Source organism: Mycolicibacterium sp. XJ870 (assembly GCF_053483975.1).
In genome coordinates this window covers 199,590-224,375 of record NZ_JBEFTI010000001.1, presented here as the reverse complement: position 1 = coordinate 224,375, position 24,786 = coordinate 199,590, and the positions used below count along the sequence as shown (strand labels likewise).

The window sequence follows — 24,786 nt, the reverse complement described above, 5'->3', positions numbered from 1 at the left end:
TCAGCCCCAGGGCTTGGGCTCGTGGAAGCGGCCGATGATCGGGATGCGCTCGATGATCCGGTCCCGCAACCGTGGTTGCGGATAGGTCACCGCAGGCGGGGCCGGTGGCGGCACAAAGGCAGGCGGCGCAGGCGGGACATACGCCGGCTCAGGCGGTGGAATGTAGGTGGGGGCCGGCGGCGGAACATAGGCGGGCGCGTTGTCGACCTCGGCCACCGGAGCGGGCGCTTTCGGAGCCGACGGCGGTGCTGCGGGCGGCGCCGGGCGCGGTTTGGCCGCGGGTGGGCTCGGTTTGACCTCCCGCGGACTCGGCTTGACGGTGGGCGGCGCCGGCTGCGGCTTGGCCGCCGGAGCGGGTTCGCTGACTTCAGCGACCTCTGGTGCGTCGGCGAACGCACCCGGATGCAGCCGGATACCGACCACGGCCGTCGTCGCCACGACCAACGTCGCCACCGCCGCAACCAGCACCGAGGTCAGCGCGCCGACTTTCGTCAGATGCAGCGACCTGCCCGAACGGGCCAGCCCGTCCTGGGTGTTCACCGCGAGCGCGGCGGCCAGGCCGGCACCCCGCGCGTATGCGAGGTCGGATTCTGCGGCAGAGATGACCGGCGACGGCGTGGCCTCGGCGAGAGCCGACACGATCGAATCCGAGCCGTCGGATCCGAGGACGAAAACCGCTGCGGGTTGCCCACCGGTGGACTGCAAGGTGGAGACGATATTGCCGATCAGTTCCTCGGCCGCCTCGTCCTCGGGGGCCCTGCCGATGCGGTCGGTGGTCACCGCGTCGGGCGTGACCGTTGCGATGGCGGCGGCATCTGGTTCGACGATGCACACCGCGACGTCGTCATAGCCCGCGATCTCGGCGATGCCGGTTGTCAGCAGCCCGGCGGCTTCGACCTCAGAGACCGCAAAGACATTGGCATGGCCACGCTGTTCGAGTGCATCCAGGACCCGGCCTGCCAGCGGGGCGGCGTCGCTGGTCCAGGTGACGCCGATCGCGTGAATCCGGTTCTCCCCGGTGCTCACGGTGTCATCCACCAACCCGTGCAGCAGGCCTTCAGAGTCGTACGTCGCCACATCGTCGATGGCGATCGCACCGCGGTCGACAGGAGTGCCTTCGCCCGTCGTCCCTTCGACGAGCACCCATCGAACCGCTCGTGACGTCATCCCAAGGCCGAGCACGAGGTCCATGCCGATTCCCCGATCTGCCTGATTATCAGTCTCCAGGTTACCGGTGTGACGGCGGTAACTCTCGCGTAACCGTGGTGACTCAGCGCATGTGGCCGCATGAGTAGACCCCTAAGCTGCGTGAATATGAGGCACATCTTCGCCGTGGCGGCCGCCGCGGGGGCCCTGCTCACCGGGTGCGCAGTGGCGGGTACGCCCGTGGCTGCTCCCGTCACCGACGAGTGGCGCACTGCGGTCATCGAGTCGATGGGCGGACTCGGTGCCGCACAGGGTCCGGTCGGAGATGCGATGGGCACCGCCGCTGCGCCCACCGACTTCCCGACGCTGCACACGGCGTGTGAGGATCTGCGGTCCTACCTCGACACGATGCAGCGCGACGTGCTGCCCGGCCCCGATATGAACGTCAATTCTGCGTTGCAGGACGGTATCGACGGCTACCGCAGCGTGGCCGACCAGTGCACAGCGTTGACGCCGCGCACCACCTCTGCCGAACTGCTGAAGTTGAACACCACCATCGACGGGGCGGACAAGCGTTTGAAAGACGGCCTGAAGCTGCTCGGGATCGACATACCGAAGCCGTGACGACGGGTCGGGGGTGACGGTGCATGACCGTCACCCCCCTACCCCGTTAGATGTCGCCTCGCGAGAAATCGGCCAGCAGCGTCGGCACCGCCGAGTCGAAACCCGAGATGTCGAGCTCGCGCGGATCACCCGGATCGGCGATCGAGTTGTGGCTCGCGGTCATCGCGACGACCACCAACCGCGCATCGATCCCCATCTTCTGGCGGTACTGCTCCAGCGCCTGATGCGGATGGATGTCTCCGTACCAGGTCTCGTTGTCGGTGTAGATGTGGAACGTATCCACCTCCACCCGGTTCTTGCGCGCCCAGACCATCGGCTGCGCGCAATCCGTGGCGCCCATCGGGAGCGCCGCGGTGTACGCGCACACGTCGTCGAGGCGACGACGCGGGCTGATGTCCAGCTCGGTGATCGCCGTGCTGGTCCATCCGCCGCTACCGGCGGTGAACCCGACGATGCGGTGCTGCGGCTCGGTCGCCGCGGTCACCATCGCCAGCGCCGCCGCCGCCTCACGGCACGTCACCGGTAGACCCGACACGTACGAGCTCATCGAACCCGAGATGTCGAGCGCCAGCAGCGTGCGCTTGCCGGCAGGCCGCACTGCGCCATAGGCCGCGTAGAACGCGGCGTCGAGCGCATCGGAAATCCGCACGACGGGCGTCCACGCCCCTTGTCCACGCGCACCCTGCCCCGAGGCATAGGTACGCTGTGCCACAAGGACATTCACCGGATGCACTCGCGCCTCGGCAACGCGTTCGGCATCCGCCAACTGCGCCGCGACGACGTCCCCGACGGAGCCGGACAGCAGCCCGAGCCGGGTCAGCCGCGGAAGCTGACGCATCAGCGCCGTCTGCGGCATCCCGCGGTCGATGAGTGCCTCCCAAACCGCCGGCTCCGCCAGCGCCGCGTCGGGCAGCATCTCCCACGACAGCCCGTTGCCACGGCCGACGATCTCGACCCACCGAGCTGCCGACGACGCCGCCTGCGCGTCCTCGAAGTCGGCGATGATCGCCAACTCCTCGGGCACAGTATCGGCACGCACCACGGGCCGGACAGCGCTGCGCTGCCCCGCCTTCAGTTGCGCGTCCGTCAGCCGGACCGGTGCCTCGGCGTAGTCACCGAGGCCCTTTCCCGCCGACCAGTTGAACGCCATGCGCCGGGCCGGGTCGACGACGCCGGACGGGCTGGCCAACCGCAGCATGTCGCGGTGGCTCCACCCGGCACGCTGCCGGTACTTGACCAGCTGGTAGGCCAGCCGATCAACAGGACGCTCGGTGTACCACTGGCCAACGGCACGACGCAGCGTCGGGCCCCAGCCACGGAACTGCTCGACGTAGCCGGCGAACAGAAACAGGTGAGTACCCGTGCGCGCCACCCGCGGCAGCGCCGCCAACGCCGCGCGCCGACCGTCGACGTCGTCAGTCGACGCGGCGATGGCCAACGCGAACAGCGCCGGGTTCTGCTTCGGTGCGCGCCCGGCCTCCGAGACCTCGACGATCCGGTTCACCAGCCCAATGGGGTCGGTGCCCGCAGCGCGCAGGATGGCATCGGCGTTGTCACGCGTCAGTTCCCGATCGCCGGTGTAGTACGTTCCACCGTCGGTGCCCAGCGTCAGGAAGCGGTGTACCCGCGACCAGTCGTCGACCGAAAAGGTGTAGCCGCCAGCAGCATTGAGCACCTGCTCCGGCTTCGCTATTTGTGACTGCCGCGTCCTCCGCCTGTTGAAGGTGGTGAGAATGTCCATGGGGCTACTCCTTTCGTGGTCGTTGGTCTTCGGGTTTGCCGCGAGCGTGTGAGGTGCCAACCGGACTCGCAGCAGCAGGGGCTGCTACGCCAGGAATCGAACCTTAATGCGCCAGATAACCGATCGACTTCCGGCACGCGGCAATGAAGTTGTACGCCAAGTGATGTGGGCGTGTGAGTCGTCGACCGGGATAATTGCTCTGCCGGACTGAGCTACCGTCCCCTAGGGGCGGACGGGATTCGAACCCGCGTCCTATCCATTAACAGTGGTAACCGCTCAACATCCGGCTCACATCACCGGCCCGCAGAACGGTACGCGGGCAAAGGTGCGGGCGCTATTGATTATTCGCTCAACGGGCGCAGGACTGCGTCGGTACCGTGGAAGGCACCTGTCGTTGAACCGAAAGGAACTCTGCAGTGGCCAAGCAGCGCTGGAGCGATCTGTCACCCAAAACCAAGACCGCCATCATCGGCGTGGCCGCGGTGGACGCCGGTCTGCGCGCCTGGGCGCTGCGCGATCTCGCCGGCCGCGACGCGAACCGGATCAACGGGCCCAAGTGGATGTGGGCGGGTGCCCTTGGAATGCTGACCACCTCGGGCGTGCTGCCGGCGGTCTATTTGGTTGTGGGACGGAAGTCCTAGGGCTCAGTTGTACTTCGTGCTGCCATCGACGGGCCGCCACGTACTGACCACCTTCGCCGCACAGTTGTCCCTGTCGAACCCTTCCTGAGCGCACCATGCAAGTACCTCGCCGGGGTTGTCGGAGTGCAGACCGACGACCGTCACCCAGAAGCCGGGTCCGTCGTATGTCGACCAATCACCGGACCGGAGCAGTCGGACAGTCGGATAGGTCCCACGCAGGCGCATATGTTGATCGAGGATCTTTGTGGTGTCCCAAGTAGTTCCGTCCGCAACCAAACCGACACGCTTGGAGCTGATTTGAGGTACCCAATGATCGGTGTAGTACGCGGCCACGTACGGACGGTCATTGTCAGCTAAGGATTGCAGGCGTTGGAGACTCACGTCGTCAATCGGTGGTGCGACCGTCACGGTACGCGTGGAAGGTCCAGGCGTTTCCTTCGGCGCCGGTGCCGAGGATGTTGCCGTCGTCGGTTCCGAATCGGTGGCGCCCACCAAAAGTTCCACGCCTGCCTTCGCTTCGGACTCGGTGAAGCTCATCTCTGGACGCTGCGCCACATGTACTCGGTAGAAGCGGGCCCCACTCGGCACGTCGTCAATGCGGAACTTCAGATGGCAGCCATCACTGCCCGTACTACTGCTCTGAATTTCCCCCTTCGCCAACAGCTTGCCGGATTCGTCCTCGACAGTGACGGGCGCGTCAGGGCCGATGTCGCCATAGTCGCGTGCTCCTGCACACATGAATCCGCTTGGGAGAGCGGTGGTCTTCAACAGATCGCTCTGCAATTGCAGAGTCCCGGCAAGCGTGAAGGGCGCAACAGGCGGCTCGTTATCCGAAGGCATCAGCACGAAGACGGTGCCTACCACAGCCGCGATCAGCGCCGCTACTGCCACTGCCAGCCCTAGACGTCCGCGACGAGTTGCAGTGGTCGGCGCACTCGAATCCGCAGAAGGGCCTTGCACAACAGGTAGCGCCGCCGGGGCCAACATCGTGTCGACATCATTCGGACTGGGCGCGGCCACCGGTGCCATCAAGACTTCGGGCCGTTCAAGAGCACGTGCGAAGTCCGTACATGTGGCGAAGCGCTCATCTGGGTCCTTGGCCAATGCGCGGGACAACGCCGCATCGAGCGGCGCGAGTTCAGGCCGGACAGAGGCGAGCACGGGGGGAACCGAATTCAGGTGCTGGCTGATGACGATCGCAGGATTGGAATTCTCGAATAGTGGCGCCCCGGTCAGTAGGTGATACGCCGTCGCCGCCAGCGAGTACTGATCGGCTCGGCCGTCGAGCTCCAACCCCATCAGCTGCTCGGGCGCCGTGTATGCGGCTGTGCCGACGGTCATGTTGGTCTTGGTCAGCCCGCCGGCAGCGGTGTCGGCCAGGTCTCGGGCAACACCGAAGTCGCCGAGCAGGATTCGTCGTTCGCCGTGATCGCCGTCGGAGACGAGGATGTTGGCCGGCTTGACGTCTCGGTGCAGCAGTCCTCTCCCGTGCGCATAGTCGAGAGCAGAGGCGACAGCCTTGACGATGTCTACCACTTCTGCGACGGGCATCCCGTTCGGATAGTCGTCGTGCAACATCCGGCTGACATCGGTGCCGCCGACGAAATCCATCGAGATCCAGAGGCGTCCTCGGTATTTGCCCCGGTCGTGGATACCGACGATGTGTTGATGCCAGAGCTTCGCGGCCAGGTCTGCTTCGCGGTTGAACCGCTCCACGAAGTCAGGGTCGGCCGAGATGCTCGACCGTAGAACCTTGAGTGCATCATGTCGGGGCAGCCGCGGATGCTGGGCGAGGTAGACCTCTCCCATCCCCCCTGAACCGAGCAACCTCTGGATCGTGTAACCAGCGATCTTCGTACCGTGCGACAACGGCATGTCAGTGGTTTACCACGACCCGCTGCGGCAAACACGCGGTTGCGTCAATCTAGGGTTCCCGATAACGGTATTCGAGCAAAGAGTCCATTATCTAACCCAGCGGTCTCGTCTCAGTGGTTCACGCGAGTTCTTCGTTCAACAGTGAGTTTTCCCATCCCTGCCACCGACGGATGGTAACTTTCGGCAGCATACGACGTAGCGCGCATGACGCCCTGCCCTTTATGTGCTGCTAGCCCGCCTACTCGTTGCGGCCGCGTCAGATACCTGGGATGGCCGTTCTCACCACGATGCGGAGAGTAGGGAACGGGTATGGCGGGTCGGGGTCTTTGTGGAATGCCGCTGCGCAGTGCGCCTCGGCGACACGGTTCACGTCGGTGGGCGTCAATGTTGCTGGCCGGTGGCGTTGTCATCGCGGTGTCGGCCGGAGTCAGTGTCAGCGCCCCGTCGGCCGGCTACAGCGCAGCGGTGCGACAACTCGGCACGACGATCGGCGTGGGGCCTTCCCTCGAAGGACTCGGGTTGACCATCCCACTGCCCTTCTACGGCAACACCGTTCCGGAAGGCGACTCCTTCCACACCCTCCCCTACCCCGCGCAGATGACTCTCAGCTTGCCGATCATCTCGGATATTCCTGGGCTGTCCGATATTCCGTACTGGCCGCAGTCTATGAAGCGGTCCGAATCGATCGGAGCCGGCTACCTGTTGCAGGACATCGCCGCCACGCCGGCAGGCGACAAGGTGACGATCATCGGCTTGTCACAGGGCAGTATGGTCGCCGAGATCGCGCGCACCGAGATGGCCAAGGTCCCGGATTACGTTGCCAACGCACAGAATTACGAGTTCATCTTCATCGGTGACCCGTATCAGCCCAACGGCGGCCTCCTCACCCGCTTCACCGACTGGAACAATCTGCCGGTACTGGGTGACATCTTCCCGTTCGGCCGACCCGGACCATCGGACAGCCCTTTCAAGACCACCTACTACCAGAATCAATACGACGGCATCGTCGACTTCCCGGCCTATTACAACCCGCTGGCCATCGCGAACCAAGTCGCCGGGATGGCGTTCGGTCATGCCTTTCCCGGCTATGTACTGGAACATCCCGATGCGCCCAACGCCGTCTCCACCCAAGTCGGCAACACCACCTACGTGATGCTGCCCCAGTACCTGCCGCTCCTCGCGCCGCTGCGCATACCCGCATCCTTGATCGGCGCAGAGCGATTCGTCGACTTCATCGACCCGGTCCTACGGGTGTTCGTCGAGATGGGATACGACCGCACCGCAGATCCCAGCCACGTCAAGGCATTCAGCTGGGCCACCCCCGACGAGAAGAGGCAGGAAGCGCTCGACGCACTGCCGGGAGCCTTCGCGCAGTCATTGGCGATCCTTGGCGGCGAAACCTACAACCCGTCCCTGCCCCAGCCGGTTGTCTCCGACATCGAAGCCGTCACCCCGGTAACCGAGCATCCGGTCGAGCCGGTGGACACCTCGCCCATGGCACAAGGCGTGCGCCGCATTGTGGTCGACGTGACGAGAGCAGTGTCGGATGCCACCCGGCCGCTGGCCAAGGTGCTGCAGGCCATCGGCCGTGGAACCGCAAACACCAAGGTCGATGACAAGGCCGAAGCAGACAACGAGCCGGAATCCACCCCGTTCAATCGTCGCGCGCAGGCGCGATTCGACAGTCGGCACACCGATTCGGCGCAGCGACGACTGAAGGCGGACCCGGATGCGGATCGTTTCGCGAAGCGCAACAGGCACGCGGGCAGACCGGGAGCTTCATCAGGAACCGCGCGCTCCGACCGGGCTTCGGCTCGCGCACCGAAGCCCGCCGCTAGGCAGGCCGCGAAGTCGGCTCACACGCAGCGCAGCCGGCCCTCGAAGCACGCGAGCGCGCGGGCGGGTTAATCCGGGCGCTGCGGTCGGCGTTGGATCCGCAGTGTCGCTGTGGATTCAGGCGGTTCGAGCACAGTCGTCGAATCTTCCTTCAGACGAACGATTCTCGGCACTGCCGACGCTTGAGGCTGCCGCACGATGGTCGGCGGGGCCAAAGTCTCAGTGGGCTCGGCGATCTGTGGCGCAGGTGGGCTCACAGGCTTGGCGGTGCGGGCGTCGCGACGGACCAGGTAGCCGGCCAGCGGACCGGTGAACAGCATGGCGGCCAACACGACCAGGCTCAACGCGCACACCGTGACGTCGAATGTGCTGGTGATCTGCTGAGCCAGGTTGTTGCCGTAGATCGCCGCGGGCGCCGGTGCGGCGTAGCGGGGCGCGAGCGCGACACCGATGGCCAGGTCGGCAACGGTGAACACGAACAACACCCCACTGAACGCGGCGGCGACCGTCGGCGACGCCACACCTCTGTCCAGTTGGCGGTGCAACCACCGCGCGATCAACGCCGTGCAGAGGTTGAACGCCGCCATCGCGACACTGTCGTACAGCGCGCGCGGAAGATCGAGCGACAGTGCGATCACGTAGTCGACGACGCGCAGTGCCGCAGCCGCGAACGCCCAGAAGGCGATCAGCGTCAAGCACTTCTGCGCGGCGCCGCGGTACGCGCCGATGGTCGGCGGCTTGATGAGGAAGACGGCGTACAGCGTCGTCGGCGCGACGATAGCGGCGGCGACGGCCCAGGCGAGGTATCCCTCGTAGCCCACCGCGGCGGTCGACGTGTTCATCGCGATGCCGTGGAAGGCGTCGATGTCACGGCCGATGCCGGCGACCCACACCAGGGTGGCGGCGACCGCTCCCGCGATGCCGAGTGCCGTCGTCGCCAACCGGGCCGCAGCGGTCCGTTCGGTGAGCCAGCGCGAGGCGATGACCAGGGCGATCATCGCCGCCGCCCCGTACAGCAGCGTGGTGACGATGACGGCGATGTCGCGACCGCTGAAGTCGACCTCGGTGACGAACAGGTACCGCAGCCGCCAGTACAGGTTGAAGGCCACCGACAGCGTCGCCAGAGCGATCGACAGGAAGCCGATCACCCGGGCTACCGCGTACCAGCGCCGAAACTTGTTGTCTTCGATGGTGATCGAGGTGATGGGCGGCTGTGCTGCCAAGACTGCGCCCGCAACGCCGAGCAGCATGGCGGGGCCGACACCCGGCGGTACGGCGCCGGTGCCGCCGTGCCCGACCGTCTGCGCCAGATGGTAGGAGACGAAACCGATGACCACGACGAGGTAGGGAACGCTCAGCACGAGCCGGATCCGGCCCGTGCGCCGGACGTCGGGGTTCGGGGCGGTGAGCCGGAACGGTCCGAGGTGCGGTGCCAGCGCGGCGGCGACGGCCAACAGCGTCACGACGGCCAGCACCGCAAAGAGCGATCCGTCACTGGCCGGGACCCCGACGCCGAAGTCAAGGTCCCAGGGGACCAGCAGGGCCAGGACGAGCAACGCGACCGCGAATCCGTCGCGCACCCTGTTGGTCCGGGTGGGTACGTAGCCGACGCGCGGCGACCGCGCCACGACGGGAGCAGCCATCGTCGCCACCTGCACGGTGGCGGGCGCGTCGTAACGTTGGTCGCTCACGTACCGATTCCTATCTATGGGTGACGTCGACAAGGCGATCCAACCAGCGTGCTCACTTTTGCTCCGGCGCACAACCGCCAAAGCGGTAGCTTGGAAATGACCGTCGGGGCCCCTGAAATATGCATGAGGCAAGGAGTGGAACCGTGGACGTAGTCCTCGGGGTGGCGGTCGCCGGGCGTGTTGCACGCCTGGCGATGATCGGTTCGCCCGCGAGCGGCGGCCAGCTGTTGGACCAGTACGCGCTCGACCTGTCCGACGACGGGATGACCGAGCTGGCCGACACCATCGTGGGCACGTACCGTGCGGTCACCGAATCGGGCAACCAGGTCGCCGCGACCCGGCTGTGCCTGCCCGACCCGTCTGAGGCCGACACCCTTCGCCAGAGCGTGGTCAGCGCCGGCGTGCAGAACGTCGAGGTCGTGGACGAAGCCGAGGCCGCCGCGGCGCTGGCCCGCAGCTCGGGCGCGGATGCGGCGCTACTGCTGGCCGGCGACGACACAGTGTCGCTGACGGTGGTCGGCGAGGATGGCGGGGCTACCTCGACGTTGGCGTCCGTCCCGATCAGTGCCGCCGGTGCCGCCGCCGCGTGCGCGGCGGTGCTGCAGCAGGTGCCCGCCTCCGGACGGGTGATGCTGGTTGGTCAGCGACTTGATCTTGATTCTGTTGCGGCAGAACTCCATTCGACGACGCCGGTCGAGGTGCCGCCGGATGCCGGCTATGCGATCGCGCGGGGTGCCGCTCAGACGGCCGGCGGTTTCACGTCCGCCGCTGCGGCGACGCAATTGGCGCCCGCTGTCGAGGCGACGCAAATGGCCCCTGCGGTCGACGCGACGCAGATGGCTCCCGCGGCCGATGCCACCCAGATGGCTCCCGCGAAAGCGGACGTCGACGGCCTCGTAGGGCCGGAGTTGGCCTACTCGCAAGAACCCGGGGACGAACCTTGGCTCGACGAGATGCCGGTCGAGCCGCTGGGCGAGTTCATCCCCGAGCAGGCTGACGAGGCGGACTACACGTCCGTCATCGCACCGCCACCGCCACGGATGCTGCTGATGGGCAGCGCCATGACGTTCGTGGTCATCAGTTTCGCCGCGCTCGCCGTCACGGTCGCGATCAACGTTCGACCTGCGGCTGACGTGAGCGCCCAGCCGGTGACCGCCACACAGGCGGATACGGTGCCGGGCCGCTACCTTCCGCCGGTTCCGCACGAGCCGGATCCCGTCGCGCTGCCCGTTGCGGTGTTGACGCCACCGCCCGCTGCTCCTGCGGCACCGAGGGTGCGCTCGGGTACCGGCGACCGGCCGGTCAACCAGGCACCTCCCGTCAACCCCGCTCCGCCGGCCGCACCTGCTCCCCCCGCTGCGCCGGCTCCGGCGCCGGTTCCGCTGCCGATCCCAGTTCCGGTTCCGGTTCCCCCGGTCATCGTGGTGCCTCCGCTGACCCCCTGGACACCGCCATGGGTGACGCCGACGCGGCCGACAACACCGACAACTCCACCGACCACTACGTCGCCACCTCCCACGACGACCACGTCGCCGCCCCCGACCACGACAACCCCGCCCCCGACGACCACCACCGCACCGCCAACCACCACCGCACCGCCGACCACTACGGCGCCGTCGTCGGTGCCGACGAGCCCGCCGACCGAACCTTCGGTGCCTCCGGTGGAGGAGCCGTCCTACACACCACCAGTGCCCGCCTACACGCCCCCTATCCAGCAGCCGGTATCAGAGGCGCCGGCAGCCACGTTGTACCCGCAGGCACCATCGGGCGGAGATTCATCATCAAGTGGCGGTGGCTCGTCGAGTGGTGACTCGTCGAGCGGCGACTCGCCTGTGACGACGGTGGCCGAGCTCCCGTAAACCGGGACAGCGTGACGAAGAACGCACCCCAGTTAATTAGGTTTTCGTAGTAGTTAAAGTCATACTTATTGCTTGTGGATGTTCAGTTTCTCCTGCTCTGCATCGTTGTTTTCACCGCACTGGTGTTCGATTTCACCAACGGCTTCCATGACACCGGCAATGCCATGGCGACATCGATCGCCAGCGGTGCACTGAAGCCGCGGACCGCCGTTGCGTTGTCCGCCGTGCTCAACCTCGTGGGCGCGTTCCTGTCGACCGCGGTCGCGGCCACGATCGCCAAGGGATTGGTCGACGCCAACCTCGTCACCCTGGAGCTGGTGTTCGCCGGGCTGGTCGGCGGCATCACCTGGAATCTGCTGACCTGGCTGCTCGGCATCCCGTCAAGCTCGTCGCACGCGCTGATCGGCGGCATCATCGGCGCGATGCTCGCCGCGGCCGGTGGACACGGCGTGATCTGGCAGGGCGTGGTGTCGACAGTGATCGTCCCGGCAGTGTTGGCCCCGCTGATCGCCGGCCTGGTCGCCGGGTTGGGCAGCTGGGGGGTTTACCGGATGATCCGTGGTCTGTCCGGCGCGCGGACAGAGGCCGGATTCCGGTACGGCCAAATCGGCTCAGCGTCGCTCATCTCGCTGGCGCACGGCACCAACGACGCCCAGAAGACGATGGGCGTGATCTTCCTGGCGCTGATCTCCTACGGCGCCATCGACGAGTCCGCCACCATGCCGCCGTTCTGGGTCGTCGTGGCCTGCGCCGTCGCAATCGCGCTCGGCACCCTGTCGGGCGGTTGGCGCGTCATCCGCACCCTGGGCAAGGGCCTGGTCGACACCGAGGCACCTCAGGGCATGGCCGCCGAATGTTCCTCGGCCGCAATCATTCTGCTGTCCAGCAGCTTCGGCTACTCGCTGTCGACCACACACGTCGCGACCGGCTCGATCCTGGGCAGCGGCGTCGGCCGCCGCGCCGAGGTCCGTTGGGGCGTCGCCCGAAGCATGGTCACCGCCTGGCTGGTCACCCTGCCCGCCGCCGGCCTCGTCGGCGCTGTCACCTACTTCGTCGTGCATGGCATCGGCGGTTTCGCCGGCACCCTGACCGGCTTCCTGCTGCTGTTGGCGGTCGCGGTCCCCATCTGGCTGAAATCGCGTAAGCCGCCGATCGACCACAAGAACGTCAACGACGAGTGGCAGGGCAGCCTGACCGCCGGAGCGGACCCGCTCAAGCGTGCGCCTGTGCAGTCGGCGCCCCATGTGGCGGCCGCTGTTGAAACCGCCTTGGACCCCGTTTAGAGACCGGAGAAGACGACAATGAGCGCTTGGATCAACCTTGCAGCCGTCGGCAAGATCTTGCTGTTCGGCCTCCTCCTCGGGGCTGCTGTGCCTGTCGTGTTCGCGGCGGGCGTCCGGCTCAATGCCGTGGGTGCCGGTGATGTCGGCGCTGGTGCGACGCGAAACCGTGTCCTGACCGCCCTCAGCTGGGTGATCGTCACGCTGGTGTTGGCAGTCGTCGTTCTCGGCGTCCTGTTCATCGCCCGCGACTTCATCGGACATCACACCGGCTGGTACATCCTGGGCGCCGAGGCGAAGTAATCGCCTACCGGTAGCCGCGCTTCAAGAGGTGGCGTGCACCGGCGTTCATCGCCGCTGGGGGCGCGATGTCGAAGGCAAACGCATTGGACAGTCGGGCGGTTATGTCGAAGGCCAGACACACGGCCAACGCGTCGTCGATCTGCTGACGAGATGCGCCGGCCGCCAAAACGGCTCGAACGTCGTCCGCATCGATCCCGCGCTCACGGGTGAGCTTGCCGAGCATGCGAAGCGTCGCACGGAGCGGCTCTTCGATCGGCGCCGTGTCCGGGTCGGCAAGCGTCGCGGCAACCTTGTCGGCATCGCCGTACCACTGGCTCGACGTGGCCGAGTGCGCCGCGACGCAGAACGCTGATTCGTTGACCTTCGCGACGTACGCCGCCATCAGCTCCCGATCGCCGACCGACCAGTCCGATGGGCCGCGCATCGCCTCGTGGGTCAGATCACCGGCGCCGTAGAAGTCAGGACGGTAGAACGCCAGCTTGACGGCGTCGACCACCGGCTGACGCGAAACCACCCGAATCAAAGTCAGCAGGGCCTTCGTACGCAGGCGATGCCCACGGTCGAGGATTTCCAGCCTCATCGGTCGCCTTCCGTCGCGATGGACAAGGCGGCGCGCGCATTGTCGTACTGGCGGGTGGCCTGGCCGATCGCGGCGCACACCACGATCTCAAAGATCTGGTCTTCGTTGAGCCCGGTGGCCCGCACAGCGTCGACGTCCTCGTCGGTCACTTGATCGGCGTGGTGGGCCACCTTCTCGATCAGTGTGCGAATGGGCCCGGACTCACTGCGACCGGCATTGTCGAACGCGGCCCGGCGCGTCTCACGTGACGTCATCGCGTCGCTCTCCAGGACGCGGGTGACGAGCGCGTCGTGCAGTTTGGTGATGTCCGTCATCGTTCAGGGCCTCCTCGGATCGGCGCCGGAAGGTACGCGTCTTCCTTTCTATACCTACGACGATCGGCGGGAGTCGAATGCGACATAGGTAGGTTCGGCGTCGGCGCTCCAGCTCCGCGGGTGGCTGCGGTCAGCGTCGGCACTCAGCAGTCCGCGCGTGCCGCAGCTGCGCCACCGTCGCCTCCAGGTGATGGAGCAAAGTCGTCACGTCCATTTCCCCAGCCTGCGCCTCGTCCTCACGGATCATCCGCAGCAGCCAGTCACGCGCAACCGTCGACGCCGGCAACCCACGCCGCGCCGCGATCCGCTCGATCGCCTCGAACTCGTCAGGGTTCAACCGCACCTGCAGCACCCGGGAACGCGCACGGCCCGGACGCGACACGTTCACGTGCGCAGGCAACGATGCACCGTCATCCTCATCCGGCGCATTCGCCGCTTCCTCCGCCTCAGCGTCCATGAGATCGCGGAGTTCTTTGTCGTTCATAGTGTTCACTCCTGTTCGTAGTAGTGGCGACGATCCCGGCCCTTGGCGCGGAACGCGGTGGTGCCCTGTTCAACGCCCTGATTGTCGATGTAGCTCAGGACCGCGAGCAGGTCGTCGAAGCTGGGCTGACCAGCCAACCGTGCGAATACCGCGGCCAGAGACGCTCGCGTAGTCGGGGCGGATGACGACGCGCTCGGGGTCGGCCAGGGCCTCGCTGGCTTGCTCGATGGTGACACCGTGGCGGGCGAGGTGCTCGTCTCGGTCCTCGCCCCCAGGTGATCGCCACACGATCAGTGTATTACACACGTATTACAGCCGCACGCGGGTTTACCGACGACAGCAGCGCCTCACCCTGAACTCGTCAATTCGGCGTCACGGTGGGCCCGGACGCTCCTAGCCGCGGGTACGGCACCTTGTGCACCTGAAAGATGTTGTGCACCTGAAAGATGTGCCCATGCGGCGCCAGCAAAGCGTTCACCATGGCCACCTATGTGCACTCCCAGCCGGAAGCCCTGATCAGCGCCGCGCAGAGTTTGGCGCGACTTGTTAGAAAATGAGAGAATTCCGACCCCTGAAACGCAATCAGCCCCACTAGAAAGTGGGGCTGACCTGCGTGGCAGATGCAGGATTCGAACCTGCGTAGGCGTAAGCCGACGGATTTACAGTCCGCTCCCATTGGCCGCTCGGGCAATCTGCCTGGTTTTGCGCCGCCCCGGATCCCGGTTTGGTGCGACTAGCAGGGTACAACGAGGATGTACCTAAATTCCAAACCGGCACCACCCACCGAGGAGAGGAGAGGCGTCCAATGGCGGATTCCAGCTTCGACGTCGTGAGCAAGGTCGACCGCCAGGAGGTCGACAACGCGCTCAACCAGGCCGCCAAGGAGCTGGCCACTCGGTTCGACTTCCGCGGCACCGACACCACCATCGCCTGGAAGGGCGACGAGGTGGTCGAAATCACCTCTAGCACCGAGGAGCGCGTCAAGGCCGCGGTCGACGTGTTCAAGGAGAAATTGGTGCGCCGCGACATCTCGATGAAGGCGTTCGACGCCGGCGAGCCCCAAGCCAGCGGCAAGACCTACAAGGTCACCGGCGACATCAAACAAGGCATCAGCAGCGAGCAGGCCAAGAAGATCACCAAGATCATCCGCGACGAGGGCCCCAAGGGCGTCAAGGCGCAGATCCAGGGTGAGGAGATCCGGGTCAGTTCCAAGAAGCGCGACGACCTGCAGGCCGTTCAGTCGCTGCTGCGGGGCGCCGATCTGGACGTGGCACTGCAGTTCGTCAACTACCGCTAAAGCTCTCTCGGCCCAATGTGAAGAAGATCGCGAGATGTCCGAGGAATCTCGCGATCTTCTTCACGTTCGGCGCACATTGGGATCAGTTGCACGCGCTACACCGGCCACAGCGCAGCGACGGTTCGGCCGCGGTGCTCGACGGCGATGGTCTCCCCCGCCGCCACGCGGTCGAGCACCCGCGCGGCCCGCGTGCGCAACTCGCTGAGCGTCACGGGGATAAGCATCTGGTGGGCGTTGTGCGCGGCATGCAATCGCGCGATGGGACGGCCCCGGCGCAGCACCTCGAAGGTTTCGCCGGACGCGACACGTTCGACGTAGTTTCGGGTGTCGCCGCGTAGTTGCCCGATGCCGATGATGCGCATGGCTAGGCTCCACCGTATTCGGGCCGCAGGACGGGGCTCAGCGCGGACAGCGGGATGTGCGCCTGCACGGTGCCACCATCCATCGACCACTGCATCATGCCCGGGGTGAAGTCGATCGGGCTGTCGCGTCCCACCGGATAATCCGGCATGTAGAGGATGAGTTCGTCCGGGGTCAGCGCCCACGCCTTGTAGCCGCCCGAATACACCTTGTCGGGTGTCCAACGATCCGGGGTGAATGGATAGGTGCCGGGCTGGTGCGGCGGCGGTGCGGCATCGAGCGCGGCGACGATGAACGGCGCACCCAGGCGCGGGATCTCGGCCCGGTGGTCGACGTCCGGTTTGAACAGGTCGGCCAATTGCAACTGCCGCCCGCCAGCGAAGGTGAAGGTGCGGTAGGCGTCGCTGATGATGGGCGCGTTCGGGTGTGCGAGGGCGTCGGTACCGACTGTGCCCGAGTACATCTCGTGAAAGACGACGCTCATCGCGCCGCCGTGCCGGAATATCTCGAAGCGCTGCTCGCCGAAGCTGTCCTGGACCATCTTGCTCGCGGCATTGCGCCAGTTGTTCATCAGGTTGGTCAGGTACTCCCGGATGACGGGGTTTTCCACCAGGTCGCCGGGCAGCGCCATCTTGATGTCGCGGACGGCTTTTCGTTCCGAGGTGACCGCAGTGCGACAGAACTGTCCGTCCCAGTTGCCCCCGAGCTCACTACAGAACGACGGAGCCGACGCCGCAGCCGACGGCGCAGTAGCGAGTGCCACTGCCATCACCACCGCCCCCACCATCGCGCGACGCATGGCTACGGCAACTCGACTTTGCTTGCGCGCCAGCGGCCGTCGACATACTCCATCGTCATCTTGATCCTGCTGCGATCGATACGCGGATCGGGCACGTGAGTGTTCGACACCGATTGATCGACAAACAGCAGCACCACGACCTTGTCCTTGGCTGCTGACTGCACGGCCGACTCCAGCACCACACCGTGCGCGGATGCCTTGTTGTCAATCAGCAACTGACGCAGCTCCGTACTGGACTTCGAGTACATGTCCTTGAACTCACCCGTCGCGCCGTCGAGCACCTGGGTGAAATTCTCGTCGACTTTCGCGGTATCGATGCTGGTGAGTACCGCCGCATACTCGACTGCAGCCTGCTTGGCAGCCTGCCCGGCGCTCTCGACCTGCCGGTGCTGCCAGAATTGCCAGCCAAGGAAGCCGGTTGCGGCCAGCGCGGCGACCACCAGTGCAGCAACCGCTCCGATGAGGACCCTGCGCGGCCACCGGCGCTCGGCCTGCGCGGCGTCGGATTCCTCTGCAGTGTCGGCCTTCTCGTCGACATCGACTTCCTCGTCGACATCGCCAGTCGTCTCGCCGACATCTTTGTCGTCGGGTTCGGTGTCCTTATCGGTGTCTTTGTCAGCTGTCACAGACAACGTCATCTCCTAGCTCAGCGTGGCGGCTCGATCGGAAGTGTCGGGCCACCATAGGGGGTGGGAATTGTGAACCGGCCCTTCGGGGTCGGGTCCGTCTGCCGACCGAGGTCGGCCCCCGGCGGCGGTCCGGCGGTGTCGTCGCCGGCCGGCCGAGGCGCGTTCTTGGCGCCGCGGATCAGAACTCCGGGATGATCATCGCGGCAGTACGTGTACATGAACGGCTCGGGGTAATCGGCTGCCGACGGCGGGAGGCGCGGTGTTCCGTAATCGCAGGAGTAGCGCGGGTAGACGTCACCAGTCGCCCACAGCCCGTGGTCGTGCATCGTCGTGCCGAGCGCATCGAGAAGCGACGTACGGTAGTCGGGGAACAACGCATTCAGCGCCGGCACCCGCAGGTAGAGCAGCCGGGAGGTGGTCGTCAGGTTGCCGAGCAGCTGCACCATGGTGTCGGAGTTGTCGATGAACAGGTTGTCGACTGATGTCAGTGCTCCCGGCGTCTGGTTGGTGAGCCGGCGGTAGCCGTCCCGCATCGTGTTGATGCCGACGAAGGTTTCGGTGAGATTGTCTGAGGCAACATCGATTCCGGCGTTCTTATCGGCCAGCAGCGTGAACACAGAGCGGCTGCTGCGCAGCAGGCTGCTGGTCTCCGGCAACACCGAGTCGATCGTGGACAGCAGGAACGTGCCGCCGTCGATGATGTCCGCAAGCTTCTGCGGGCCGGCGTCGCTGAGACTCAACTCCCGCCTGATGAGTTCGAGCTTCGCCGGGTCGGCCTGAGCGAGTGCCCCATCGGCATTGGCCAGCAACTCCGCCAGACTGACAGGCACCGTGGCCTTTCCGAGCGCGATGACGCTGCCGTCGGCCAGGAACGGTCCTCGGTCCGTATCGGGTACAAAGTCGATGTACTGCTCACCGGCCGGCGACAATCCCGACACCCGGACGGCACTGGACTCCGGGATCTTCACCGTCGATCTGACGTTGACCAGAGCATTCACCCCAGTTGGGGTTATGTCGAGTTGTTGCACCCGTCCGATCGGCACCCCACGTAACGTCACGTCCTGATTGGGCAGCAGGCCGGCCGACTCGGGCAGTTGGACCGTGAACACGTATTGCGATGCGAACGGGTTTACCCGCAGCGCGCCGAACAGCAGATAGCCGGTCGCCACCACCAGAACCATGATCAAGCCCGCCGCCGACAGCCACGCCCGACGCCGGTAACCGAACCGGACGAGGTCGACAAGTCGATCGGCGGCTGTCCCTATCATCGCGGCGCCTCAGCAGGCAGGGGGTCGGGCCCGGGCGGTGGCGGAGCAGCCGGCGCCGGTCCTCCCGCGTGCGGTGCGACTTCCAGTTGACCGGGCTCAGTCGGGCTGGGGATCACCGGGACCTGCGGCACACCGGGACCCTTGCCGACGACCTTCTCCTGCAGGCGCCACAGCGTGTACTTGAACGCGCCCACCAACTGATGCCAGTCGTGGCGCTTCGGACCGTGAAAGCCGGGGTCTCCGGCGAATCCGATATCCGGGATGCTCCCGAGAACCAATCGATCGATGCTCGCGTTCACCCCGAGCGCGTTGCTGGTCGTGGACTTGACCAGCGGTGGCATCAGCCGGTTGAGCGCGTAGAGGGTTGCGTCGGGGGTCAGCACGACGTCATTCCACGCCCCCGCAACCGTATTCGCATCGCCGATGACGCTGCGGCCGCTGGTGTCGGTACCGGCGATCGACGGGAACTTGCGCAGCTGGTCGGAGACATCACCGACCTGGTCCACCAGATCGGCGATCTGAGTGGTGTGAGCGGCCAAGGTGTCGGTGGCCGGCCGCGCTTGCGCCATCACGTCACTGATCGTCTGGTTCTTGGCCTCGATCTGCTCGACCAACCGTGAGGTCTCGGTGATCGCCGTCGAGATCTGGCCGGATCGGTTGTTCAGCGTGCCCAGGGTCTGGTTGGTCTTACGGATGAGGTTGCCGAACGCCTGGCCTTGGTCGCCGGTGGCCTTGCCCAACCCGTTGATGATGTTCGTGAAGTTGCGCACGGCACCGCCATTCACCAGAACCGCCGCTGAACTCAGCACCGATTCGACGGTTGCCGCCGCCGTGGTCGACTCCAATCCGATGGTGTCGCCGTCTTTGAGCAACTGGGCCCCGGGGTCAGTGGGGCTCGGTGGCTTGATGGCGACGAAGACGTCTCCCAACGGGGTGGCGGAACGCAATTCGGCGGTGCTGCCCTGCGGTAACCGCACCCCGTCCATGATCCGCAAGGTGGTTACCGCGGTGTAGTTACGCGCCACCATCGACTCCATCTGTCCGACGTCGGCGCCGGCGAGTTTCACCTTGGCATTGGCAGGCAGGTTGAGCGCATTGGAAAACACCGCGGTCACCCGGTAGCCACCGGATCCCACGCCGGGTGCGGGCAGCGGCAGGCTCGCCAAACCCTCAGTGGCACAGCCTGAAACCGTGAGACACGCAGCCATCGCCAGCGCCACGGGTAACCTTCGATCGGCGCCCATCACTTCTGTCCCATCGCCGCAAGCCCGTCCAGCATGTAGGACAGTCCGAAGTCTGGTCCGAAGTCCTGCAAAGTGCCTGTGCTACAGCCCAACTGGCGCAGACCCATAACGTTGCAGACCTCCTTGATGAACTGGTTGTCGAACAACACCCGGTCGGTCAGCACCTTCACCCGCAGCGCGCCGTTCTTCTGGTCGACGACGTTGTACAGGTTGTCCAGCGTCATAGGCGCGACATCGAGGAGCTCGGCGAGATCGCGTTCATGATCGACGGCGGTCGTCAAGACGGTGTCGCCGTTGGCGACGATGTCTTTGATGGCATCCCGATGGGTTTCGAGGACCTCGGCGGTATGGGTCAGCACCTCATTGATCTTCTTACCGGTGGAGCCGGTTCCGAGATCCTCATCGGCCAGGATCTGGCTGAGGGCGCGCACCGACGAACCGAAATCACGCATCGTCGCGTCGTTCCTGGTGGTTGCCTCCGACAACGAACTCAGGTTGCGGATGATGGTGGTGAGCTGATCTTTGGTCACCGTGCCCCTGTCGGCACTGAGCCGCAACGCATTCGACAACTCACCGAGGGCATCCTTCATCTGTTGGCCGTTCCCGTCGGCGATCGCTGCGCTGGCGTCGACGACGTCTTTGACCGGGCCATTGCCTTTCCCGTCCCCCTGCAGGGAGACGGACAGCTTGTCCAGAACATCGAGCACCCGGGCGAATTCGACCGGGGTCTGAGTCCGGTGCAGCCCGATGGTGGCGTGGTCTTCCAGGATGTCACCGCCACGATAAGGCGGAGTCAGTTCGATCTGCCGGTCGGTCAGAATCGAGTTCGAGATCGTGACGGCCTGGGCGTCGGCTGGGATCTTGACGTCCTTGTCGACGGTGAACTCGACTTCGACGTAGCTGCCTTTCGGGGTGATCTTGGTGACCTTGCCCACCGGCATCCCGAGCACCGCCACAGTGTTGCCGTCGTAGAGACCTGCAGCGCTGTCGAACTGAGCGGTCACCGAGATGATGTCGAGCTGATCCTTGGTGTAGATCACCACCGCCGCGATGACCACCGCTGCCACCGTGAGGGCAGCGATGACCAGAACCGCCAACCGAGACTTTCCGATTCTCATTTGCAGTCCTTGAAGTACTGGATCATGCCGAACTGCTTGGCCCGGCCGCTGATCGCGCACATCCAGGAGTCGATCAGCAGGCCGTTGGTGGCGTTGAAGTCGACAGCGTTGCCGTTGCCGGTGGCATTGGTCAAGCCGCGCAACGCGATCGGCGCGGATTGCAGGATGCTGCGAAGCAGGTCGTCGTGCTGGCCCAGCATGCCGGACAGCTCGCGCAGGTTGCGCAGGAGCTCCTCCAGCTCTGGGCGGTCGTCGATGACGATGTTGCTCAACGTTTGGACGAGGTTGGTGAGCGCGTCCATCATCGCGTGGAAGGTGGCACGCCGTGCGACGAACTCACCGAGCAACGAATTGCCTTGGTCTACCAAGTTACCGATCGTCGACTGCTGGCGGCGCAGCGTATTGCTGATCAGTTCGGTGGTTTCCAGTAGCTCACCCAATTGGTCCCGTCGCTGCGCGATGATCGTCGACAACGTGTGGGTATTCGCCAGCGCCTGCGGGACCACCGGAGGCAGCGTCTTCATCTGCTGACCCAGAATCGCCAGTGACTGGGCGAACTTGTCGGTGTCGACCTGTTCGTAGGTTCTGGTGACGTCTGCGAGCGCTTCCTGCAGATCGTAGGGCACCTCGGTGTGGGTGAGGTCAAACATGTTGTCCCGCACTGTTCCTGACCCACTCGGGTACAGCGCCAGATATCGGGACCCCAGGATAGTGGTGATCTTGATCGAGGCCCGGGAGTCCTCCCCGAGCGCAACGTCGTTGCGGACCTTGAGGTTTGCTTCGACATGATCGCCTGCGAGCTTCATGCTCATCACCTCCCCGACCGGGATCCCCGCGACCGTGATCGGGTTCCCCGGCCGCAGTGCCGCCGCCTGGAGAAAGTGCGCGGTGTAGTCGCGATAGCCGATGTTGGCGACCTTGATCAACAGCAGTGTTGCGACGAGCACCGAAATGACCGCGACCGCAATGATTCCCAACCAGGTCCTGTTGCGATTCTCCAGAGGGCGCCGCCTGCGCCGCGGCTTGGACGTGTCAGCCATTGGCCATGCTCCTGCACTTCGGGCTGTACTGCGCCTTGTTGCCGGGGGTGGCGGCGTCGACGATGATCGGCACCACATCATTGAGACCGGGGAAGAATCCCTGAATGTTCAGGTCGCACGCGTAGGCATTGGCGTAGGAGCCTTCACCGGTGATCCGCGCGAATCCCTTGAGCAAAAGCGGGAGATTGGCGCCGGTGAACGCCAGTTGCGGCTCGAGGCCCACCATGTGCGCCGCGAATCCGGGCTCGCGGGTGACCAGTTCGTTCAGTGACGGGTACACCTCATCGGAGACGGTCGACAGTTGGCGCACCACCTTGGCGATCGAACCCATCGAGTCAACGAGCTGGGGACGCCGGGCGTCGAACGTGGACACCACTGTTCGGGCTTCACCGATGACGTGGTCCAGGTCTTCGTTGTGGCGGGCGAGGTTGGCCGTCACAACGTTCAGGTCGGTGATCACCTCGCCGAGTTGTTCGTCCTGCCCGGCGAACGACTCGGTGAGCTTGCCGGTCTGGTCGACCAGCGCGGTGAGCGAGCCTTCATCGCCCTGCAGCGACTGGATGACGCCTTTGGTCAGGTTGTCTGCGTGCTGCGGGTCGAGCACGCTGAACAGCGGCTCATAGCCGTTGAGCAGCGTATCGACGTCGAAAGACGGATCAGTGCGCTCGACGGGGATCACGCTGCCTGCCGGCAGTGGGCCCGGATCCCCGAGCTTGCCCAACGACAATCCGAGATAACGCTGCCCGACGATGTTCTGATAGGTGACCGAGGCGACGGTGGTGCCCAACACTTGTTGGTCGCTTTGCACCACGAACGACACCTTCGCCAGATTATCCTGCAGCTCAATGCTTTCCACCCGGCCGACCCGCACACCCGCCATTCGGACGTCGTCACCCTCACGCAAGCCGAACACATCGGTGAAGACCGCGGCGTACGGCACCGTCTCGCCGGCCACGTCCCGGCGCAGCGTGACGTAGACCAGCCAGGTCAACGCCACCGCAACCACCATGAACAACGACAGCCCGATCATTGCGCCTCGGTACTTCATCGGTGCTCCTCAGAAATAGACACTGTGGTCCCCCGCGCCACTGGGCCGAGTAGCAACTGGGTAGCCGTTGTGGTCGGTTGGCCGGTGATGACACCGAGTTGGGCGCGCTCCTGCGGACTGCCGACCGGGCCGACGTTGCCGCCGAATGAAGCGGGTGCTGCCTCGGCGGGCAGTAATGGCGCCGGACCCGGTCCCGGCGGCGGGGGCAGAGGTGCGGGCGGCGGCGGATCCCACGGTTTCGGCGCAACCGGCGCGACCGGGGACTGGTTTACCGGTGGCGGCGGGGTCGGGGGCAGTGCCGAATTCGCGGACCCGGGAACCGGTGGCGCCGGCGTCATCCCCGGCGGCAGTGGCGGATTGGGATCGGCCAAGCTCGGGTTCGGATTGACCAGGGGCGGACCGACTGCGACCAGGTTGCCATTCTCCCCCAGCACCGTGCCCGGTGGCGGCGCCAGATCCTTCGGCGGTTGGTAGTTCTGCGGCAACAACACCTCGGGAAGTGCCGGTCGGGTCACCACCAGCGGCGCGGTGTAACAACTCGGGCCTTTGAGCTCGCCGTATTGCGGGCAGTCGGCGCGGGTATAGGTGTAGCTGGGCGTGAACGACAGGTTCACCCGCATGTTGCCGATGTCGCGGTCGTGCATCCACGCCTCGTCGAAGAACTTGTCGGACAGCTGATTCAGCTTGATGAAGGCAGGCACCCAGTGGCGCGAGGTCTGCGCCAGGTTGCCGAGCACCGGCGTCAGCTCCGAGGTGATCTTGACCAGGCGGTCTGTGTGGTTGTTGAGCGCGGTATCGGTTGTGTTCATAGTGTGCATGCCGCCGCTGATCAGCGCGTCGAGTTGGGAACGCTGCTCAACCAGAACCTGCATCGGTTCGACCGCTTGGTGCAGCGAGTCGAGCAGTTCCGGTGCGGTGGCCTGCAGCCCTCGGGTGGCGTCGATGAGGGCAGACACCGTCGTCCCGTCGGGCTCAGCTGCCACGATCGCGTTGGTTTCGTCGATGAGCCGGTTCAATTGCGCGCCGCTGGCAAGCAATTCGGTGCGACGATCCTCGGTGGCCGCGTTGACGGCAGCCAGGATGCCGACCGTCTTGTCCTCGCGACCGCGTCCGGTCGCGGCGAGGATGTCGCGCAGCTTGCTGATGGTGGTTTGGAACAACACCGTCGGCAATTCGGTGTCCTCCGGGATGTGTGCGCCGGACTGGATGGCAGGGCCCGGGCCCTTATCGACCAACTGCACCGAAGACACCGCGAACACGTTGCTGGGCACCACCCGCGCCGTGACGGTGCCCGGAATCGACCTGGCGTATTCGGGTTTCAGATCGATGTGCACGTAGTTGGGTTGGCCGTGCGCGGCAGGGGTGACGTCCTGCACCATGCCGACCAACACGCCGTGGTACTTCACGTCGGATCGTTGCGGCAGCCCATCGCCGACGTTCACCAGGTTGGCCACCACTCGGACGTAGGGGTCCAGCCGGCCGGTCGACTTGACCAGCAGCACCGCCGTGACGATCGCCGCGACCACCAACAGCGCCACTCCGCAGCTCAGCAGCTGCCGGTCGGACGGTCCACGGCCGTCCAGCTCAATGGAATTCGGCAATGTAGTCC

Annotated in this window: 23 protein-coding genes, 1 tRNA gene and 1 pseudogene; 7 read left to right on the top strand and 18 right to left on the bottom strand. The window is 65.5% G+C overall.

Annotation, left to right across the window (positions count from 1 at the left end; translation table 11 throughout):
* Window positions 1-1,191 (bottom strand): DUF7159 family protein, encoded by a 1,191-nt coding sequence (locus tag ABQF30_RS01170; RefSeq protein WP_448460349.1) that lies wholly within the window; start codon window positions 1,189-1,191, stop codon window positions 1-3.
* A 123-nt stretch (window positions 1,192-1,314) separates the two neighbouring features.
* Between ABQF30_RS01170 and ABQF30_RS01165 the strand changes: the two genes are divergently transcribed.
* A complete protein-coding gene (locus ABQF30_RS01165; RefSeq protein WP_448460348.1) occupies window positions 1,315-1,770 on the top strand; it encodes a hypothetical protein in 456 nt (151 codons plus the stop codon).
* Between the two features lie 46 nt (window positions 1,771-1,816).
* On the opposite strand, the gene ABQF30_RS01160 is transcribed toward ABQF30_RS01165, so the two are convergent.
* Complete coding sequence (locus ABQF30_RS01160; RefSeq protein WP_448460346.1) at window positions 1,817-3,511, bottom strand: TROVE domain-containing protein; 1,695 nt, start codon at window positions 3,509-3,511, stop codon at window positions 1,817-1,819.
* Window positions 3,512-3,927: 416 nt separating this feature from the next.
* Here ABQF30_RS01160 and ABQF30_RS01155 point away from each other — a divergent pair, with 416 nt between their 5' ends.
* Window positions 3,928-4,152, top strand: a complete 225-nt coding sequence (locus ABQF30_RS01155) for a hypothetical protein (protein WP_448460344.1) — start codon at window positions 3,928-3,930, stop codon at window positions 4,150-4,152.
* A 1,047-nt stretch (window positions 4,153-5,199) separates the two neighbouring features.
* On the opposite strand, the pseudogene ABQF30_RS01150 reads toward ABQF30_RS01155, so the two are convergent.
* Window positions 5,200-6,027: pseudogene (locus tag ABQF30_RS01150) on the bottom strand (serine/threonine-protein kinase); the annotation flags it as partial.
* Between the two features lie 384 nt (window positions 6,028-6,411).
* Here ABQF30_RS01150 and ABQF30_RS01145 point away from each other — a divergent pair.
* Window positions 6,412-7,935, top strand: a complete 1,524-nt coding sequence (locus ABQF30_RS01145; protein WP_448460342.1) for a PE-PPE domain-containing protein — start codon at window positions 6,412-6,414, stop codon at window positions 7,933-7,935.
* Here the strand turns inward: ABQF30_RS01145 and ABQF30_RS01140 are convergent.
* A complete protein-coding gene (locus ABQF30_RS01140) occupies window positions 7,932-9,554 on the bottom strand; it encodes a DUF7937 domain-containing protein (protein ID WP_448460340.1) in 1,623 nt (540 codons plus the stop codon). The two genes, ABQF30_RS01145 and ABQF30_RS01140, sit on opposite strands and share 4 nt — an antisense overlap.
* 143 nt (window positions 9,555-9,697) lie before the next feature.
* On the opposite strand from ABQF30_RS01140, the gene ABQF30_RS01135 reads away from it, so the two are divergent.
* From ABQF30_RS01135 to ABQF30_RS01125, 3 genes are all read left to right on the top strand, one after another.
* Window positions 9,698-11,413, top strand: coding sequence for a DUF7159 family protein (locus ABQF30_RS01135; protein WP_448460339.1), 1,716 nt, complete (start codon window positions 9,698-9,700; stop codon window positions 11,411-11,413).
* Window positions 11,414-11,487: 74 nt separating this feature from the next.
* Window positions 11,488-12,696 (top strand): inorganic phosphate transporter, encoded by a 1,209-nt coding sequence (locus tag ABQF30_RS01130; RefSeq protein ID WP_448460338.1) that lies wholly within the window; start codon window positions 11,488-11,490, stop codon window positions 12,694-12,696.
* A gap of 18 nt (window positions 12,697-12,714) precedes the next feature.
* Window positions 12,715-12,996, top strand: a complete 282-nt coding sequence (locus ABQF30_RS01125) for a hypothetical protein (RefSeq protein WP_448460336.1) — start codon at window positions 12,715-12,717, stop codon at window positions 12,994-12,996.
* 4 nt (window positions 12,997-13,000) lie between these two features.
* On the opposite strand, the gene ABQF30_RS01120 is transcribed toward ABQF30_RS01125, so the two are convergent.
* From ABQF30_RS01120 to ABQF30_RS01100, 5 genes are all read right to left on the bottom strand, one after another.
* Window positions 13,001-13,576 (bottom strand): carboxymuconolactone decarboxylase family protein, encoded by a 576-nt coding sequence (locus ABQF30_RS01120; protein WP_448460334.1) that lies wholly within the window; start codon window positions 13,574-13,576, stop codon window positions 13,001-13,003.
* Window positions 13,573-13,890 (bottom strand): hypothetical protein, encoded by a 318-nt coding sequence (locus tag ABQF30_RS01115; RefSeq protein WP_448460332.1) that lies wholly within the window; start codon window positions 13,888-13,890, stop codon window positions 13,573-13,575. The genes ABQF30_RS01120 and ABQF30_RS01115 overlap by 4 nt, the downstream gene beginning before the upstream one ends.
* A gap of 130 nt (window positions 13,891-14,020) precedes the next feature.
* Complete coding sequence (locus ABQF30_RS01110; protein WP_448460330.1) at window positions 14,021-14,374, bottom strand: hypothetical protein; 354 nt, start codon at window positions 14,372-14,374, stop codon at window positions 14,021-14,023.
* Window positions 14,375-14,379: 5 nt separating this feature from the next.
* A complete protein-coding gene (locus tag ABQF30_RS01105) occupies window positions 14,380-14,511 on the bottom strand; it encodes a hypothetical protein (RefSeq protein WP_448460329.1) in 132 nt (43 codons plus the stop codon).
* A gap of 477 nt (window positions 14,512-14,988) precedes the next feature.
* Window positions 14,989-15,071: transfer RNA gene (locus ABQF30_RS01100), tRNA-Tyr, on the bottom strand.
* 108 nt (window positions 15,072-15,179) lie between these two features.
* On the opposite strand from ABQF30_RS01100, the gene ABQF30_RS01095 reads away from it, so the two are divergent.
* Complete coding sequence (locus ABQF30_RS01095) at window positions 15,180-15,671, top strand: YajQ family cyclic di-GMP-binding protein (RefSeq protein WP_448460327.1); 492 nt, start codon at window positions 15,180-15,182, stop codon at window positions 15,669-15,671.
* A 95-nt stretch (window positions 15,672-15,766) separates the two neighbouring features.
* Here the strand turns inward: ABQF30_RS01095 and ABQF30_RS01090 are convergent, their stop codons facing one another.
* The 9 genes from ABQF30_RS01090 to ABQF30_RS01050 are packed head-to-tail and all read right to left on the bottom strand — an operon-like array spanning window position 15,767 to window position 24,778.
* Window positions 15,767-16,033, bottom strand: a complete 267-nt coding sequence (locus tag ABQF30_RS01090) for a type II toxin-antitoxin system Phd/YefM family antitoxin (RefSeq protein ID WP_448460326.1) — start codon at window positions 16,031-16,033, stop codon at window positions 15,767-15,769.
* Between the two features lie 2 nt (window positions 16,034-16,035).
* On the bottom strand, window positions 16,036-16,830 hold the full coding sequence (locus ABQF30_RS01085; RefSeq protein WP_448460324.1) for a mannan-binding protein: 795 nt from the start codon (window positions 16,828-16,830) through the stop codon (window positions 16,036-16,038).
* Between the two features lie 2 nt (window positions 16,831-16,832).
* Window positions 16,833-17,468 carry an Rv1363c family protein gene (locus tag ABQF30_RS01080; protein WP_448460322.1) on the bottom strand — a complete coding sequence of 212 codons (636 nt, stop codon included), beginning with the start codon at window positions 17,466-17,468 and terminating at the stop codon, window positions 16,833-16,835.
* An 8-nt stretch (window positions 17,469-17,476) separates the two neighbouring features.
* Window positions 17,477-18,727 (bottom strand): MlaD family protein, encoded by a 1,251-nt coding sequence (locus ABQF30_RS01075; protein WP_448460320.1) that lies wholly within the window; start codon window positions 18,725-18,727, stop codon window positions 17,477-17,479.
* Complete coding sequence (locus ABQF30_RS01070) at window positions 18,724-19,971, bottom strand: MCE family protein (protein ID WP_448460318.1); 1,248 nt, start codon at window positions 19,969-19,971, stop codon at window positions 18,724-18,726. Before ABQF30_RS01070 ends, ABQF30_RS01075 begins: the two co-directional genes overlap by 4 nt.
* Entirely contained in the window at window positions 19,971-21,089 is a 1,119-nt protein-coding gene (locus ABQF30_RS01065) for an MCE family protein (RefSeq protein ID WP_448460316.1), read from the bottom strand. The genes ABQF30_RS01070 and ABQF30_RS01065 overlap by 1 nt, the downstream gene beginning before the upstream one ends.
* Window positions 21,086-22,129, bottom strand: a complete 1,044-nt coding sequence (locus tag ABQF30_RS01060) for an MlaD family protein (RefSeq protein WP_448460314.1) — start codon at window positions 22,127-22,129, stop codon at window positions 21,086-21,088. Before ABQF30_RS01060 ends, ABQF30_RS01065 begins: the two co-directional genes overlap by 4 nt.
* Window positions 22,122-23,177 (bottom strand): MCE family protein, encoded by a 1,056-nt coding sequence (locus ABQF30_RS01055; RefSeq protein WP_448460312.1) that lies wholly within the window; start codon window positions 23,175-23,177, stop codon window positions 22,122-22,124. Before ABQF30_RS01055 ends, ABQF30_RS01060 begins: the two co-directional genes overlap by 8 nt.
* The gene (locus ABQF30_RS01050; protein WP_448460311.1) at window positions 23,174-24,778 is read right to left on the bottom strand and encodes an MlaD family protein; all 1,605 of its coding nucleotides are present in this window, start codon (window positions 24,776-24,778) and stop codon (window positions 23,174-23,176) included. The genes ABQF30_RS01055 and ABQF30_RS01050 overlap by 4 nt, the downstream gene beginning before the upstream one ends.
* Window positions 24,779-24,786 lie beyond the last annotated feature (8 nt).